The sequence below is a fragment of the Terriglobales bacterium genome (assembly GCA_035764005.1).
Taxonomy (GTDB): domain Bacteria; phylum Acidobacteriota; class Terriglobia; order Terriglobales; family Acidobacteriaceae; genus Gp1-AA112.
The window spans coordinates 133382-147335 of the sequence record DASTZZ010000025.1 but is presented as its reverse complement, the minus strand read 5'-3'; the positions used below and the strand labels follow the sequence as shown (position 1 = coordinate 147335).

13 protein-coding genes are annotated in these 13954 nt (G+C 56.1%); 11 read left to right on the top strand and 2 right to left on the bottom strand.

Going from position 1 to position 13954, the window contains the following annotated elements:
* The first annotated feature begins 25 nt into the window (after positions 1-25).
* The 6 genes from VFU50_04650 to VFU50_04625 all read left to right on the top strand — a co-directional run bounded on the left by VFU50_04650 (position 26) and on the right by VFU50_04625 (position 5636).
* Positions 26-1483: an SPFH domain-containing protein gene (locus VFU50_04650; GenBank protein HEU5232127.1), complete on the top strand. Its 1458-nt coding sequence runs from the start codon at positions 26-28 to the stop codon at positions 1481-1483.
* Between the two features lie 56 nt (positions 1484-1539).
* A complete protein-coding gene (locus VFU50_04645) occupies positions 1540-1689 on the top strand; it encodes a hypothetical protein (protein ID HEU5232126.1) in 150 nt (49 codons plus the stop codon).
* Positions 1690-1764: 75 nt separating this feature from the next.
* Positions 1765-2427: a PspA/IM30 family protein gene (locus VFU50_04640; GenBank protein HEU5232125.1), complete on the top strand. Its 663-nt coding sequence runs from the start codon at positions 1765-1767 to the stop codon at positions 2425-2427.
* Positions 2428-2706: 279 nt separating this feature from the next.
* The gene (locus VFU50_04635; protein HEU5232124.1) at positions 2707-3609 is read left to right on the top strand and encodes a DUF1648 domain-containing protein; all 903 of its coding nucleotides are present in this window, start codon (positions 2707-2709) and stop codon (positions 3607-3609) included.
* Positions 3610-3775: 166 nt separating this feature from the next.
* Positions 3776-4573 (top strand): CAP domain-containing protein, encoded by a 798-nt coding sequence (locus VFU50_04630; protein HEU5232123.1) that lies wholly within the window; start codon positions 3776-3778, stop codon positions 4571-4573.
* Positions 4574-4643: 70 nt separating this feature from the next.
* The gene (locus tag VFU50_04625) at positions 4644-5636 is read left to right on the top strand and encodes a YpdA family putative bacillithiol disulfide reductase (protein HEU5232122.1); all 993 of its coding nucleotides are present in this window, start codon (positions 4644-4646) and stop codon (positions 5634-5636) included.
* Position 5637: 1 nt separating this feature from the next.
* Here the strand turns inward: VFU50_04625 and VFU50_04620 are convergent, their stop codons facing one another.
* Positions 5638-5925: a hypothetical protein gene (locus VFU50_04620; protein HEU5232121.1), complete on the bottom strand. Its 288-nt coding sequence runs from the start codon at positions 5923-5925 to the stop codon at positions 5638-5640.
* Between the two features lie 246 nt (positions 5926-6171).
* On the opposite strand from VFU50_04620, the gene VFU50_04615 reads away from it, so the two are divergent.
* The 4 genes from VFU50_04615 (at position 6172) to VFU50_04600 (ending at position 10792) form a co-directional block, all read left to right on the top strand.
* On the top strand, positions 6172-6750 hold the full coding sequence (locus tag VFU50_04615) for an outer membrane beta-barrel protein (GenBank protein ID HEU5232120.1): 579 nt from the start codon (positions 6172-6174) through the stop codon (positions 6748-6750).
* A 254-nt stretch (positions 6751-7004) separates the two neighbouring features.
* Entirely contained in the window at positions 7005-8255 is a 1251-nt protein-coding gene (locus tag VFU50_04610; GenBank protein ID HEU5232119.1) for a glycosyltransferase, read from the top strand.
* A gap of 3 nt (positions 8256-8258) precedes the next feature.
* Complete coding sequence (locus tag VFU50_04605) at positions 8259-9074, top strand: dolichyl-phosphate beta-glucosyltransferase (protein HEU5232118.1); 816 nt, start codon at positions 8259-8261, stop codon at positions 9072-9074.
* Positions 9075-9274: 200 nt separating this feature from the next.
* A complete protein-coding gene (locus VFU50_04600) occupies positions 9275-10792 on the top strand; it encodes a hypothetical protein (GenBank protein HEU5232117.1) in 1518 nt (505 codons plus the stop codon).
* A 110-nt stretch (positions 10793-10902) separates the two neighbouring features.
* On the opposite strand, the gene VFU50_04595 is transcribed toward VFU50_04600, so the two are convergent.
* The gene (locus tag VFU50_04595) at positions 10903-12807 is read right to left on the bottom strand and encodes a RecQ family ATP-dependent DNA helicase (GenBank protein HEU5232116.1); all 1905 of its coding nucleotides are present in this window, start codon (positions 12805-12807) and stop codon (positions 10903-10905) included.
* A 412-nt stretch (positions 12808-13219) separates the two neighbouring features.
* On the opposite strand from VFU50_04595, the gene VFU50_04590 reads away from it, so the two are divergent.
* Positions 13220-13873, top strand: a complete 654-nt coding sequence (locus VFU50_04590) for a methyltransferase domain-containing protein (GenBank protein HEU5232115.1) — start codon at positions 13220-13222, stop codon at positions 13871-13873.
* Positions 13874-13954 lie beyond the last annotated feature (81 nt).

Here is a 13954-nt window from a genome sequence, read left to right as displayed (position 1 = left end):
TTCTGGGACCCAAGGAGAAACGGGTATGCCGAACTTTTCATGGCAAGTAGTGGTTGGGCTTTCCGTGCTGGGAGTGATGTTCCTCCTGGCGATGATGGCGAAGCTCTTCGTCAAAGCCGGACCGAATGAGGCGCTGATCGTCTACGGCTTCAAGGGAAAACGCGTGCGCATCGGGCACGGGACAGTGGTCTTCCCGCTGTTCGAGAGCTGTCGCATGCTCTCGCTCGAGCTGATGTCCTTCGACGTTGCGCCGCAGCAGGATCTGTACACGAACCAGGGCGTCGCGGTATCGGTGGAAGCCGTGGCGCAGATCAAAGTGAAATCCGACGAGGTCTCGATCTTCACCGCGGCCGAGCAGTTCCTAACGAAGACTCCGCCGCAGCGGGAAGGTCTCATCCGTCTGGTGATGGAAGGACATCTGCGCGGCATCATCGGCCAGCTCACGGTCGAGCAGATCGTGAAGGAGCCGGAGATGGTCGCCGATCGCATGCGTTCCACATGCTCCGACGATCTGAACAAGATGGGACTCGAAGTTGTCTCGTTTACGATCAAAGAAGTGCGTGACAAGAACGAGTACATCGCCAACATGGGACGTCCGGATGTCGCGCGCATTAAGCGCGATGCCGACGTGGCTGCTGCTGAAGCCGAGCGCGACACTGCGATCAAACGCGCAGAAGCGCAGCGTGCAGCCGCGATCGCCAAGGCTCAAGCGGATCAGGAACGCGTGCTGGCCGAGACGCTCTCGCAGGCGAAACAGGCTGAAGCGCAACGCGATCTCGACGTCAAGAAAGCTGCCTATGCCGAGATGATCAAGAAGCAGCAGGCGCAGGCCGACAAAGCGTACGAGATCCAGACCAACATTCAGCAGCAGACGGTGATCGCCGAAGCTGTCAAGGTGCAGCAGGTCGAAAAAGAGCAACAGATCAAGGTGCAAGAAGCTGAGATTCTGCGCCACGAGAAGGAGCTTATCGCGACCGTGCTGAAAGAGGCTGAGATCGAGCGTCAGCGCATTCAGACTCTCGCCGAAGCCGAGCGCCAGCGTCAGATGGTCGAAGCCGAAGGACGTGCCTCAGCGACTCGCGCGCAGGGCGAGGCCGAAGCCGAGATCATCTTCAAGAAAGGCGAAGCCGAAGCCAAGGCGATGAACGTGAAAGCCGAGGCGTATCAGGAGTGGAACCAGGCCGCGGTCGTTGACAAGCTCATCACCGGTCTTCCCGAAGTGGTACGTGCAATGGCCGCTCCTCTCGCGAACGTAGACAAGATCACCATTGTTTCGACCGGCAACGACGGCGCAGCAGGCGCGAGCAAGATCACGGGCGACATGACAAAGATCGCCGCCCAGGTCCCCGCGTTGTTCGAGGCGCTGTCGGGCATGAGCATGAACGAGTTGCTCGGCCGTGTGAAGCAGTTAAAGAACGGTGAAGCCGATGGCGACGCAACCAAGAAGAAATCTGCGAGTGCAGCTTCAGGACAGACACATTAATAACGTGCAGGACATCGCCTCGGGCGATGTCCTGCATGAAGCAGACAGGAGAGGTTATGAACACTTGGAAGGGAGCATTCGTCGCGGTGCTGTTGAGTGGAGTCGTCATCGGGCTGCTGAACGGCCATCTCGCGATCTGGACCGCAATTGGTGCGGCTCTGGGTGCGGTGATGGCCGGACGCGAGCGCAAGCGTGCCGCCGGTTGAACGATCTCTCGAATTCCGAGTTGCCGGAATTATTCGATCAAAGAAATTGCAGGGCAAGTGAAAGGAGTTTGAGTCATGGCGTTACTGGAAAGAGTTTCGACGTTGATCCGGGCCAACATCAATGACCTGGTGGACAAGGCAGAAGATCCGGAAAAGATGATCAAGCAGGTCATCCTCGACATGCAGAACCAGCTTCTGCAAGTAAAGACGCAGGTCGCGATCGCCATCGCCGACCAGCATCTGCTGGAGAAGAAACAGAAAGAGAACGAAGAGAAGATCGGCGAATGGACACGCAAGGCGGAACTCGCAGTTTCGAAGAAGCAGGACGATCTCGCGCGTGCGGCGCTGGAGCGATCACTCTCATGCAAGCAGAACGCGGCCAACTTCGAACAACAGGTAGCCGATCAGAAGATCGAAGTCGAGAACCTCAAAAACGCGCTGCGCCGCCTGGAGCAGAAGCTCGAGGAAGCGCAGGCCAAGTCGGACATGCTGGTGGCGCAAGCGCGTCGCACGCGCGTTGTGGGGAAGGCGCGGACGGCGCAGTCAGCAGCCAACGACGGAAAGCATGTAGATACGTTCGATCGCATGAAGCAGAAGATCGCTCGCGGCGAAGCGATCAACCATGCTCATAGCGAGTTGACCGGAGATTCGCTCGAAGACCGCTTCGCCACTCTGGAGCGCGAGGAAGAGATCGAGAGGCTCTTGGCGGAAATCAAGAATCGAAGTGCGTCGGCGTGAAGGCGGCTGGCCGGCTTTCGGCTACCAGCCTCCGGCCTGTTCATGCCGGGCTATAGCGTCGCCAACTAGAAATTGTCATCCCTCGCGCGGCCGCGAGAGAGTTGCGGATATCGAGAACTTTGATTTGCCGCGCGGGGGATCTGCTGTTATGGGTTGGTCCGCTCGCAGCAGGTCCCCCGGGCCGCATTAACTTTCCAGATGCGTTGAGGACGACGCGGCGGCCCGAGGGATGACAGTATCTATAGTTCAGAAGCATTTTAGTGGAATTGGAGGGTTTTGATGCAACCACCAAAATCATCCTGGCTCGAAAAGCTTCTCATCATTGTTCCCTGGGCGGCGATTCCCGTTTTAGCTCTCCACTTTTCGGCAGTTCGCAGCGACCTGCCCGAGCGCATGGCAGTTCATTTCGACTTGAATGGACGACCGAACGGATGGCAATCGCCGGGGATGTTTCTAGGGTTTTCCACATTATTTCTACTCCTCGCGATTGTGGTCATGAGCTTTGTGCTTCTCCGCTCATTCCGATTGCGCTCTCTCACTGTTGCGGTCACCCTCATTCACTATTTCACTGTCGGCGTGGTGTTCGTAGTGTGCTGGCAGGTCCTCGATCACGCGGCATACAGACGCTCCATGTCGCAGATCTGGCCAATGCCGGGAGCGCTTCCCGTTATGGGACTCACGTTTGCGGTTCTTGCACTGGCGCAAATGCCTCATGCCGGAACGCAGCCATCTTCGACGGGAATATTGATTGCCGAAGAGCGGCACAAATCACCGCTGCAACTCCTCTGGATTCTTCCCGGAATGGCAATTGGCCTGTGGATGACATTCACCCTGCCCAATCCCGGCAGACTGGTAGGCATTTTTCTGACCGCGATCATGGCATGGGTCGGCTTTGCTGTCGTGGAGGGCTTCAAGTACATCGTGCGCAGCGACGGCGTGCAGGTGAAAGGGTTTCTCCTCCCGCTGCGCTTCATTCCGCGTTCCAGCATTCACTCCTATCGCATGGAGCCCTGGACCGGGCTCGGATACGGAATCCGGCTGACCTCAACCGGTACAGCATACATTTGGGGTGGAAAGAACGTGGTCAACATTGCGACCGACCACGGCAATGTAATGCTTGGACACTACAGTCCGGAGCGTCTGATCAGCGATTTGGATCGGATGATGACCACGAGCTCTTAGAAACTGGCGCAAGTGAGATGATGGTAACGAGCTTCACATTGTGTTTTCCGCAGCCCCGTTCTTCATGGAAGAACACTGGGTTGCTGCGTGAGGCTTTATAGAAAAGCAACAACAAAGTCCTTTGCCAAAAAAGTACGGCTCCGGACGACACCGTTTTCATGAGTTAATGACTCGATCTCTCCTTTTGTTCGTAATTTGTCTCTGCTCGGTCGTCTCGGCGCAAGAGATCACCAGCACGACCGAAATGGAACGCCAGATCTTCGAGTGGACGAATCAGGAGCGGGCCAAAGTGAATGCTCCTCCGCTCACTTGGGATAATCGCTTGGCGATCGCTGCACGTTTGCATTCCGACGAAATGGCCAAGCAGAAGAATTTGACCCATCAGCTGCCAGGAGAAGCTAAGTTCACCGAGAGGCTTTCACTCCAGGGCGCTCGCTTCAGCGCCGCTGCCGAGAACGTTGGCTACGGCGACGACGCCGAAACTCTGCAATCGGGATGGATGCATTCACCCGGCCATCGCACAAACCTGCTCAACCCTGCTTACAACCAAATGGGGATGGGAATCGTGCGCTCCGGCAATCAATTGTGGGCGACGGAAGACTTCGCCACCGGAGTTCCACGACTTTCATCGGAAGATTTCGAACAGGCAGTGGAGAAGCAGATCGCATCGTTGCGCAGGAAACACGGATTGCCCGCAATGGAGGCGGTCACCTCTACGCAGCTTCGTCGAATCGCCTGTGCAGGCGACACCTCTGGCGGTGCGGCTATGGCGGCACTGCCGCGACGCAACATGCAGGCCTACAGCTTCAACTTCACTACGCCGAACGCTGCCGACCTTCCGAATGTTCTAACGAAGCGCGTTCTTGAGATGCCGAGCGGTGGCTATTCAATAGGCGCCTGTTTGTCGGAAGCGGGAAATAATGGCATGAGTACCTACCGTGTTTTGATCGCGCTATATCGATAAACGAATCGCTGTGGTGTCTCGATCATCTATATTGTTTGCACTGTCGAGAATGACTCCAGAAAATACCGAAATGTTTGACGTTCTGGTAATAGGCGCAGGTCCGACGGGAATGGCTTGCGCAATTGAGGCGCAGCGTGTGGGCTTGAGAGCGGTGCTGGTCGATAAAGGGTGCCTGGTGAATTCTCTGTTTCACTATCCCGCGAACATGACGTTCTTCACCACGCCGGAGCTTCTCGAAATCGGCGACATTCCATTCAGCAGCCCGAATCAAAAGCCGAATCGGAGCGAGGCGCTGGAATATTACCGCAAAGTTGCCGATCACTATGCGTTGGATGTTCGGCAATATGAACGCGTAGAACGCGTCCAGGGAAGCGATGGAAACTTCCGTGTCCACACGCGTGATCGCTTCGACGCTGCACACGTACACTCTGCGCAGAAGCTCGTGCTCGCGACCGGCTACTACGATCTGCCGAACTACATGGATATTCCCGGCGAGAACTTGCGCAAGGTCGCGCACTACTACCATGAGCCTCATCCTTACTACGACACGGATGTGCTGGTGATTGGCGGCAAGAACTCAGCAGCGATTGCTGCGCTGGAACTCTGGCGCCACGGAGCGCGCGTTACGCTTGTTCACCGCGGTCCTTCGATGCACAAAAACGTCAAATACTGGATTCTCCCCGATATTGAGAATCGCATTCGCAATGGCGAAGTGACCGCGCATTTCGAGACGAACGTTCGTGAAATTCGGGAAAGAAATGTGCTTTTGGAAACTCACGGTCGGCAGTTCGAAATTTCCAACGACTTCGTTTTTGCGCTCACGGGATATCATCCCGATTACGACTTCCTGCGCAGCCTGGGGATTCAGATTACGGGAAACGATTGCCGGCCCTACTGCAATACCGAAAGCCTGGAATCAAATGTCGCTGGAATTTATCTCGCAGGTGTAATCGTCGCCGGCGCGCGGACGAGCGAGATATTCATTGAGAATGGACGCTTTCACGGGCGCCAGATTGCGGCAGATCTTGCGCGCAAGTTGGCGCCCCAAACCGTGAATAGCTAGATCAGCCTTCCGGACCCAAATACCTCAATCCAACCCCGGCGAGCTCCTCTTCCCGCATTTCCAGTTCAGGAAAACTCACGTAACCGTCGCGGACGACCCGATCGAACGCGAGGTCGAGTTCCCGGTCAGGAAGATCGAGAGCGAGCTTGTCATAGAGAAGCTCGTGAAGTTCTTCTTTGTTCATGCTCGCAGTGAATGATTCACCGCCCAGGTCTTCATAGCGGATCTGGAAGATCTCCCCGCCAGGAGAGGCGTTGGCTGCTTTTCTGATATCGAGCGTTCCGTGCATCTACCTACCTCTGACTGCTCTGATTGCGGTTTCTGACGATAGGGTTTTCCGCCTACAACTCCAGAGATGAAGAAAGCTACGTCCGCGGGAACGAGCGATCGGCTACTCTCATTCGCTGCCAACCTGCCGCCTGCGCTGCTCGTCTCATTTAGCGTCTCTCCACCTCACCTGGTTGGGATGTGTGAACGTAAGTTGCGCGCCCAAATGCGTGGAGGACGACAGATTTGCAATTTGGGGGAAGGTTCCATGAAAACACGTTTAGCAGTCATGCTGATTGCTGTGGGTGCGCTGGCTTGCGCGCCTGCCATGCGCGCGCAGGATCACGGAGAACTTGGTGTATATGGTGAATTGTTTCGCGCCTCTGCCAGCGATCTTAATCTTTACGGTGTCGGCGGCCGCGTTAGCCTGAACGTACACCCGAACGTGGCCCTCGAGGCCGAGGGCTCGTACGACTTCTCGCAGAGCAATACCCAGAACGTGAGCGACATTAACGGCAACACGACCCTGTTCCGCTCCGATCTGCGCGCTACCCACTTCGCCTTCGGACCGAAGTTCCAGTTGGGTACGAACTCGCCTGTTCGCGCATTTCTGTTTGCTAAGGGCGGTTTTGTACGCTTCGGCGTAACACCGGGAGCGGTTACCTTCGGCAACTTCCCGACCAGTCTCCAAGGCACTGACCTGAACGGCGTCTTTTATCCAGGTGGCGGACTCGAATTTTTCCTTGGCCCTCTTGGTATCCGTGTTGATGCGGGCGACGAGATCTACTTCGATCGCGGCGCGCAGCACGATCTGAAGGTCTCTTTCGGTCCGACAATTCGCTTCTGACGTGGACGAGAGGCGCAGTATCCCTGCGTCTCTCATCTCCGCACAGCTTTGTATACGTTATCTGAATGGTTAACGTTGGAATGATTATCGCTGAAGGGGAATGGCAATGAGATATGCGCGCGGATTGCGGGCAAATCGCGTTGCGGTCCGCGCTTATGGCGTACAAAGTTTTTCGAAGCTGCTGCCAACATCTCGGCAGAGTATCTCATCTGTAAACAGGTAAGCACCTCCTGAAACCAAGGCGGATGGGCCCCATGAAAGTTTGTTTAGTCACAGCATTCCCTCCGAGTACAGAGAGACTCAACGAGTACGGTTTCCATTTAGCCAAAGAACTCAAAAAGCACGACCTCATCAGCCTCACGGTCCTGGCCGACCAGATGGATCAGCCCGCTGCAGAGCTTCCCGAGTTCGACGTCGATCGCTGCTGGAAATTTAATTCCGCCTCGACGCCCTTCGCGCTGCTGCGCGCCGCCAGAAAACACAAGCCCGACGTTGTCTGGTTTAATTTGGTCTTCTCCAGTTTTGGCGATAAGCCAGTCCCTGCGTTTCTCGGCATCTGCACGGCGTTCCTACTGCGATTGTTTGGTTTTTATACGCACATTACTTTGCATCATGTAATCGAAGCGTTGGATCTGTCCAAAGGCACGCGGTTCCCACGTCTGTATCGCTTCTGCGGCGCGATCGCGACGAAGCTGATCCTCTTCTCCGGATCGGTGACTGTTCTACTGCCGTCATATCGCAAGCTGTTGCTTGAAAACTACGGCGGTGAATACGTCCATCTGCGCAAACACGGAATCTTTTCCGCGGCTCCGAAATTTCCCGACATCAGCAAACGGGGAAATCCTGAGCACCGCATTCTTGCATTTGGCAAATGGGGAACCTACAAGCGTCCAGAAATTCTGATCGAAGCTTTTGCGCAGATCGCCGATCGATTCCCGAACGCGAAACTGGTGATCGCGGGCTCAAATCACCCGATGTGTCCCGGATACGTCGAGTCATTGCGCGAACGCTGGAAAGATTGCTCGCACATCGAATTCCAGGGCTATGTTCCAGAAGATGAAATTGGGCGGCTCTTCTCTTCTGCAACTGTGATGGTCCTGCCTTATACCTCCGCGGGCGGGCCAAGCGGAGTAGCACATCAGGCCTGCGAATTTGCTGTGCCAATCATTGGTTCAGACATCCCTGATTTCCGTGACATGGCTCAGACCGAAGAGCTAGCCATGTTGTTTTATGAAAACGGTAATACCGACAGCCTGGCAAAGATCCTGGCTGATCTACTCGAGAATCCGACTCTGCAGCAGGAAATGGCGGAGCAGAATTTCTCGGTAGCGGTGCGCATGACGATGGAGAAGGTTGTCGATCAGTATCTCCAGTCATTCGCGAAGTACATTGCGTTGAAGCGGCGACACAAAGCCTCAAGGAGGAAGCCGGCCCAGACAATCGAAGTCTGGCCGTCGCGATTTCACCGGGCGACAGAAGCGATGGACCCACTGAATTCAAGGTGAACCATGTATTCGCTCACTATCGTCATTCCGGCTTATAACGAAGAGGGACGCCTGGACGCCACTCTCGACAAGCTGGCTGCATTTATCGAAGCTGAAGCATGGAACGCGGAAATCATCGTCGTCGACGATGGCTCTCAGGACGGCACCGCGCGTCTGGTCACGCGTCACATGCAGCAGCTACCCTACTTGCGCCTGATGCAAAATCATATCAACCGCGGCAAAGGATTCAGTCTGCGCCGTGGAGCAGAAGCCGCGCTGGGCGAAATTATTCTTCTATGCGACGCCGATCTTTCTGTGCCAATTCAGGAATTCCACAAGTTGCTCGCCGCGCTTCATGAAGGTGCCGATATCGCCATTGGTTCGCGCGGAGTCGTTGCGGGAGGAGAGCGGGTCGCCGTGCCCTGGTATCGCCGTATGTGCAGCGCCGGGTTCCAGATGGTCGTCCGTTCCGTGTTGGGATTACGGTATGAAGACACTCAATGCGGCTTCAAGGCGTTCAAGCGAAAAGCTGCACGCCTGATCTTCTCGCGTCAACGCATCGAGCGCTGGGGTTTCGATCCCGAGGTGCTTATGCTCGCCGACCGCTTCTGCTTCGTTGTGAAAGAGGTTGGCGTGGAAGCTATCCACGATGACCGCAGCAGGTTGAACCTCGTGAGCGCTTCATTCCAGATGTTGTGCGAGGTACTTAAGGTTCGTTATCACCTGCTGTTCGGACTCTACAGTCACCCGACGCCGAGTTTTCAGGCTGCTTCTCCAGCGTCGCCGCCCCCAGTCGCAGGCACCGACACGCTCGGGACGGCATCCGCCAGCACCAATTAATTTGTTAGAAGCCTCTAGGCCGCAGGTTACAGGGAACAGGGAACAGGTCACATAAGAGCAGGCATTCTTCACTCTAACCTTTCTCCTGTTCTCTATCCCTTTTGCTTGGCGTGTTCGAATCCTTTCATACAGCGAGGGAACCGGGACTACACTTGAGGTGTCAAAAACCCGTATCAGCTCCTGGCTGATGCACCAACATCGTGTCCTTCCTGAACATTCCGCGCGGCGCGCCTAGAGGAGAGCTGCGCACCGTAGGACCGCCTCCTCAAGTTCCATTTTGGGTCCGTTCACGCCGCGCGCTTACGTATTCTGTTCTGGCCGGCTTTATGACCGGCTTCATCGCGTGTCCTCTTCGCTATGTTGTTCTCAGGACCTGGATCACACCTCCGTCTCTTCAACAGCTTCGCTGGTTGCCGCCGATCATTGTCGCGATCGAGTACGTCGGGATTGTCCTGGTTGCGGCCTTCTCAGGCGCAATCGCCGGGTATGGCCCGGGTGTACGTCTCGGAGATTCCAGAACTCGGCGAAATCTCGTTCTCTTCACGATCGTTGCGGTATGGACCGCCCCGTTAATAATCCTCCTCCTCGAACGCTCAGCCTGGGCTGGACTGATCGCGGCAGCTATGGTGATCGCCGGATTTTCAGTGTTGCGAAGGGTGACGGATGAAGAGGTATATCCGAGTCCTGCAGCCATACAAAGCCAACAAGGATTCGGCAACTTCTCTCAACTGGAAGACTTGAGCCGACTCTCAAAATCGCTCGCCTTGGTGATTCTCGCAACGGCAGCATTGGAAGCAGCCGGATTGGCGAATTGGATTGCCGAGCGCGAAATCGCCTTCGTACTCTTTGTTGTCGGGGCTGCCGTACTTGCAACGCAACTTCCGCGTGGGAGTACTCCAAACATTTCGCCTCGACTGCTTTCTCGCGATGGGACGCGCCTTGCATTGAGCGCTGGTTGCGCGACGGCAATGGTATTAGTTGGCCTGCTGCCGTTCATTGCTTCTTCGAATGGAGACGCTTCACTGGCGGCGCTGTTGCGAAGCCTCTTCGTGCGCAAAGCCGGCGGAGCTGTCGTGCGCAATCATGCCGTTCGCTTGCAGGAGACGCCGATTCGGAGTGATGGGTACATCGGAGTGATCCTCACGCCAAAGCGGATGCCTCAGGTCAGCTCCAGGCAAATTCCGCAGCTTGTCTTCAATCGGAAGGCAATGGGCCTTAAGAACCCGCTGCATATTCCATTTACCGGCTCCTATTGGTTTTTCCAAGATCCATTCGTCCGTCCCCCATTCGATTCGGTAAGGGCAGAAGGTGACCCGGCGAACGTGGGTGTCCGCTCTTCGAATCGAAAGCCGCTTCAGATGGAAGCGGTGCAAACTTTAGACGAACCCATCGAGACGCGCGATATCGACAAGATCAAACTCGCAATGCTTGATGCCGATCAGAATCCGCAAACGATCTCGGTGGAACTCGTACTCGCCGACACGCGCACTTGGGGAATTCCTATGCTGTCACTCGGAGTAGAACGCCTGGAGCAGAGTTCAGATCTGATGAATGTAATGACTTCCCATTCCGAAACTGAGGGATTCAAGGTGCCGTTGCACTGTGATCTCGTGCGCTTCAACCAAATTCGCTTGATCTTCCGCCTCGATCCCTCACGGGACAGACGAGCAGCGGCGATTGCGATTGACAGCTTCGTACTGGTGCCGCGCGGGCTGTAATACCGAACCCTGCAGGATTTCACCACAGGGCGCCGCAGAGGACCACAGAGGAAAAACTACTTTCTCTTTAGCATCCCTCTGTCGTCCTCAGTGTCCTCCGTGGTGAAATCCTATGCTCGCGCATGCTCGAAGCGGCGCTTGGCCAAAACGAGCCGGATTTCATCGAATGTGATCTCGGGGGGCAGCGCATCTTTAATGGGACGCAATCTCTCACTGCTCACGGAGGTGCAGGCTGCTTCAATGGCCTCTACCTTCTCATTGCCGACCCATTGCGGCTGGAAATCCAGTTCTCCGCTTTCCACCATGTCGGCGACGAGCGCGACTACGCTGCCAAGTTGACGTCCGCGAATTTCTGCAATTTCCTGCAGCGTGCGTCCCTGCGCAAGCAGCCGTCTGGTTTCCTCTGACGGTTTGGAGGTCTTCTTGACTCCTGAAGCGTTCCCGGCAGCACGCGCACCGGCACGGAACTCCTGCATGGCCTTAAGAATCTGCGCACCATAGGATCCGATTTTGCGTTCTCCCATTCCGGGAACACGTTTCATTTCGATGAGATTGGATGGCTGAATGCGGCAGAGTGCTTCGAGCGTGCTGTCGTGCATGACGACGAACGCAGCCAGTCCCTGCTGGCGGGAGGTCTGTCTTCGCCACTCGCGAAGGTATTCTTTGAGTTCGTAATCGATGTCGGAGAGCGGAGGCTCGGGCGTAGGCAGCGATTGCGGAGCGCCGTTACCGACTGCAGAGAATGCCATAGCTCGCTTTCGGTTGCGCGTCGGCTGCTCGACTGGCACAACGAGCCAGTCAGGCTGGGATCCGCACACATCGCAGGCGCCGCACGTGGTCCACTTGGGCGTCTCCCCAAAATGGGAACACACTTGCAGATGCCGGCAGACGCTGCTCTCGACGAATCGCCTGACCTGGTGATAGCGCTGCCAGGAGCGTTCCTTTTCAGCAGGATCGGTGATCTTCTCGATGAAGTACGTCAGCAGGCCGATATCGCGCTTTTGCCAGAGCAGCAGGCAATCCGCAGGTTCGCCATCGCGTCCGGCGCGTCCGGCTTCCTGATAGTACTGCTCGATCGATTTCGGCAGGGATAGATGAATCACGGCGCGAACCGCGGCTTTGTTGATGCCGAGGCCGAACGCGATCGTCCCCACGATGACGCGAACTTCGTCGGATGTCCAACGCTCCTGGTTTGTTCGGCGAGTTGCGGCATCCATCTGACCGTGATAAGCAATTGCCGGAATGCCGCGCGCTTCGAGGAAGTCCACGGTCTCCTCCACGCGCCTGATCGTCGGCGCATACACAATCACGTTGCTGCCGTGGTATTTGCCGAGTGCGCGCAGAAGCAGATCCGGCTGCGCCCATGAGTCACATTCCTTGACCACATAGCGCAAATTGCGACGATGAAAACTGGCAATGTACTTATCTGGATTGCGCAGCCGAAGCTGATGAATAATGTCGTGCCGCACCTGCCGCGTAGCGCTAGCCGTGAATGCCGCGATCGGGCAGTCGGGAAAGTGCTGACGCAGCGCGCTGAGCTGACGGTACTCCGGACGGAACTCGTGTCCCCATTCGGAGATGCAGTGTGCCTCGTCAATCGCGAAGAACGAAACCGGAACCTGCTTCAGCCAGTCGATCGTGTCTCTCCGAGCGAGGCGCTCGGGCGAAAGATACAGCAGACGAAACTCTCCTCGAACCGCCTTGATCGCGATCTCGGACTGATCTCCTATACTCATAGCGCTGTTGAGCACGCTCGCGGGAATGCCCATCTGCGTGAGTTGCGCAAGCTGGTCCTGCATGAGAGCGATCAGAGGAGAGATGACGATCACCGTACGGCCGTCCAGCATGGCAGCGGGCAATTGATAGCAGAGAGATTTGCCGCCACCCGTAGGCATCACGACGCAGGTGTCGCGACCGGAGAGCAGACTGTTGACAATGCGCTCCTGCAGAGGACGAAAAGAGTCATATCCCCAATACCGCTTCAGCGCCGCAAGCGCATTCTGATCAGAATTCATGGGCCGAGGTGGCGTGACCGCAGGACGAGAACGACCGTGAGTCGCAGCCTATTCTAACCTTAGGCGCGATTGCCGCAGAACGCATTTCTCACGGACTATTACCCTGTCTGGGATCGGAAAATTCAGCACACTGGAAAAACCTGTCTTCCTGAAGCGCTTCTTTTGCGCGAAGGATCTCCCGCGATGCTTCCGCCTGAAATGCCCTTGCGTGGCTCTTACCAAAACGGTTGCTTCATGGCCGAAGAGGCTGGAAGGCGCATTTCCGTTTTATGCATTCCGGAAGATCCTTCGTGCAAAAAAAAGCGCTTCAGGAAGACAGGAGATTGAGACTTTTTCCAAATCCAGCGTGCATCATCCGAGTTAAACCTGTGCTCTCAGTCTCTCCTGACTCGCATGCGACAATGTTTCCACAATGAGTCTTTCATCCGACGTCAACCTCTGGCCCTCGGCCGAGCACGCGCTCGAATATCTTCGCCGCGCCGACACGATTCCGCATCGCGTCGAGGGCGAAGCCGCGCTGTTGGAATTTGTCCCTGCGAATGCCGCTCGCATTCTCGATCTCGGAAGCGGAGGAGGAAGACTGCTTGGCCTGGTGCGGGCCGCGAGACCGCAAACGCAATTCGTGGCTCTGGATTTCTCCCCGACCATGTTGGATACGTTGCGTGAGCGTTTCAGCTCAACTACCTATGTAACTGTCATCGCCCACGATCTCGCAAATCCGCTGCCCGAAATGGGAAGCTTCGATTGCGTAATCTCCAGCTTCGCAATTCATCATCTGGCGCACGAGCGCAAGCGGAGCCTTTATGGCGAGATATTCGAATTCCTTACTCCCGATGGCGTTTTCTGCAACCTCGAGCATGTAGCGTCGCCAACCATAGCCCTGCATCATGAATTCCTTCGCTCCATCGACACGGCTCCCGAGCAGGAGGATCCTTCAAACAAGCTGCTCGATGTCGAAACCCAACTACAGTGGCTTCGGGAAATTGGGTTCATCGACGTAGACTGCCACTGGAAATGGCGCGAACTCGCCCTGCTCGCAGGCAGAAAACAGAACCGCCGCCGGTAAGCGGTGGGCTGGAGATGGCCGGATGGCCAGCTCCAGGTGCGACCTAAACCCATAAGCAATTGAGAAACGCAGTCAGGAAAC

Excerpts from the sequence above, each read along its gene's own strand:
- VFU50_04650 (HEU5232127.1), top strand. The coding sequence starts at position 26 with ATGCCGAACTTTTCATGGCAAGTAGTGGTTGGGCTTTCCGTGCTGGGA.
- VFU50_04645 (HEU5232126.1), top strand. The coding sequence starts at position 1,540 with ATGAACACTTGGAAGGGAGCATTCGTCGCGGTGCTGTTGAGTGGAGTC.
- VFU50_04640 (HEU5232125.1), top strand. The coding sequence starts at position 1,765 with ATGGCGTTACTGGAAAGAGTTTCGACGTTGATCCGGGCCAACATCAAT.
- VFU50_04635 (HEU5232124.1), top strand. The coding sequence starts at position 2,707 with ATGCAACCACCAAAATCATCCTGGCTCGAAAAGCTTCTCATCATTGTT.
- VFU50_04630 (HEU5232123.1), top strand. The coding sequence starts at position 3,776 with ATGACTCGATCTCTCCTTTTGTTCGTAATTTGTCTCTGCTCGGTCGTC.
- VFU50_04625 (HEU5232122.1), top strand. The coding sequence starts at position 4,644 with ATGTTTGACGTTCTGGTAATAGGCGCAGGTCCGACGGGAATGGCTTGC.
- VFU50_04620 (HEU5232121.1), bottom strand. The coding sequence starts at position 5,925 with ATGCACGGAACGCTCGATATCAGAAAAGCAGCCAACGCCTCTCCTGGC.
- VFU50_04615 (HEU5232120.1), top strand. The coding sequence starts at position 6,172 with ATGAAAACACGTTTAGCAGTCATGCTGATTGCTGTGGGTGCGCTGGCT.
- VFU50_04610 (HEU5232119.1), top strand. The coding sequence starts at position 7,005 with ATGAAAGTTTGTTTAGTCACAGCATTCCCTCCGAGTACAGAGAGACTC.
- VFU50_04605 (HEU5232118.1), top strand. The coding sequence starts at position 8,259 with ATGTATTCGCTCACTATCGTCATTCCGGCTTATAACGAAGAGGGACGC.
- VFU50_04595 (HEU5232116.1), bottom strand. The coding sequence starts at position 12,807 with ATGAATTCTGATCAGAATGCGCTTGCGGCGCTGAAGCGGTATTGGGGA.
- VFU50_04590 (HEU5232115.1), top strand. The coding sequence starts at position 13,220 with ATGAGTCTTTCATCCGACGTCAACCTCTGGCCCTCGGCCGAGCACGCG.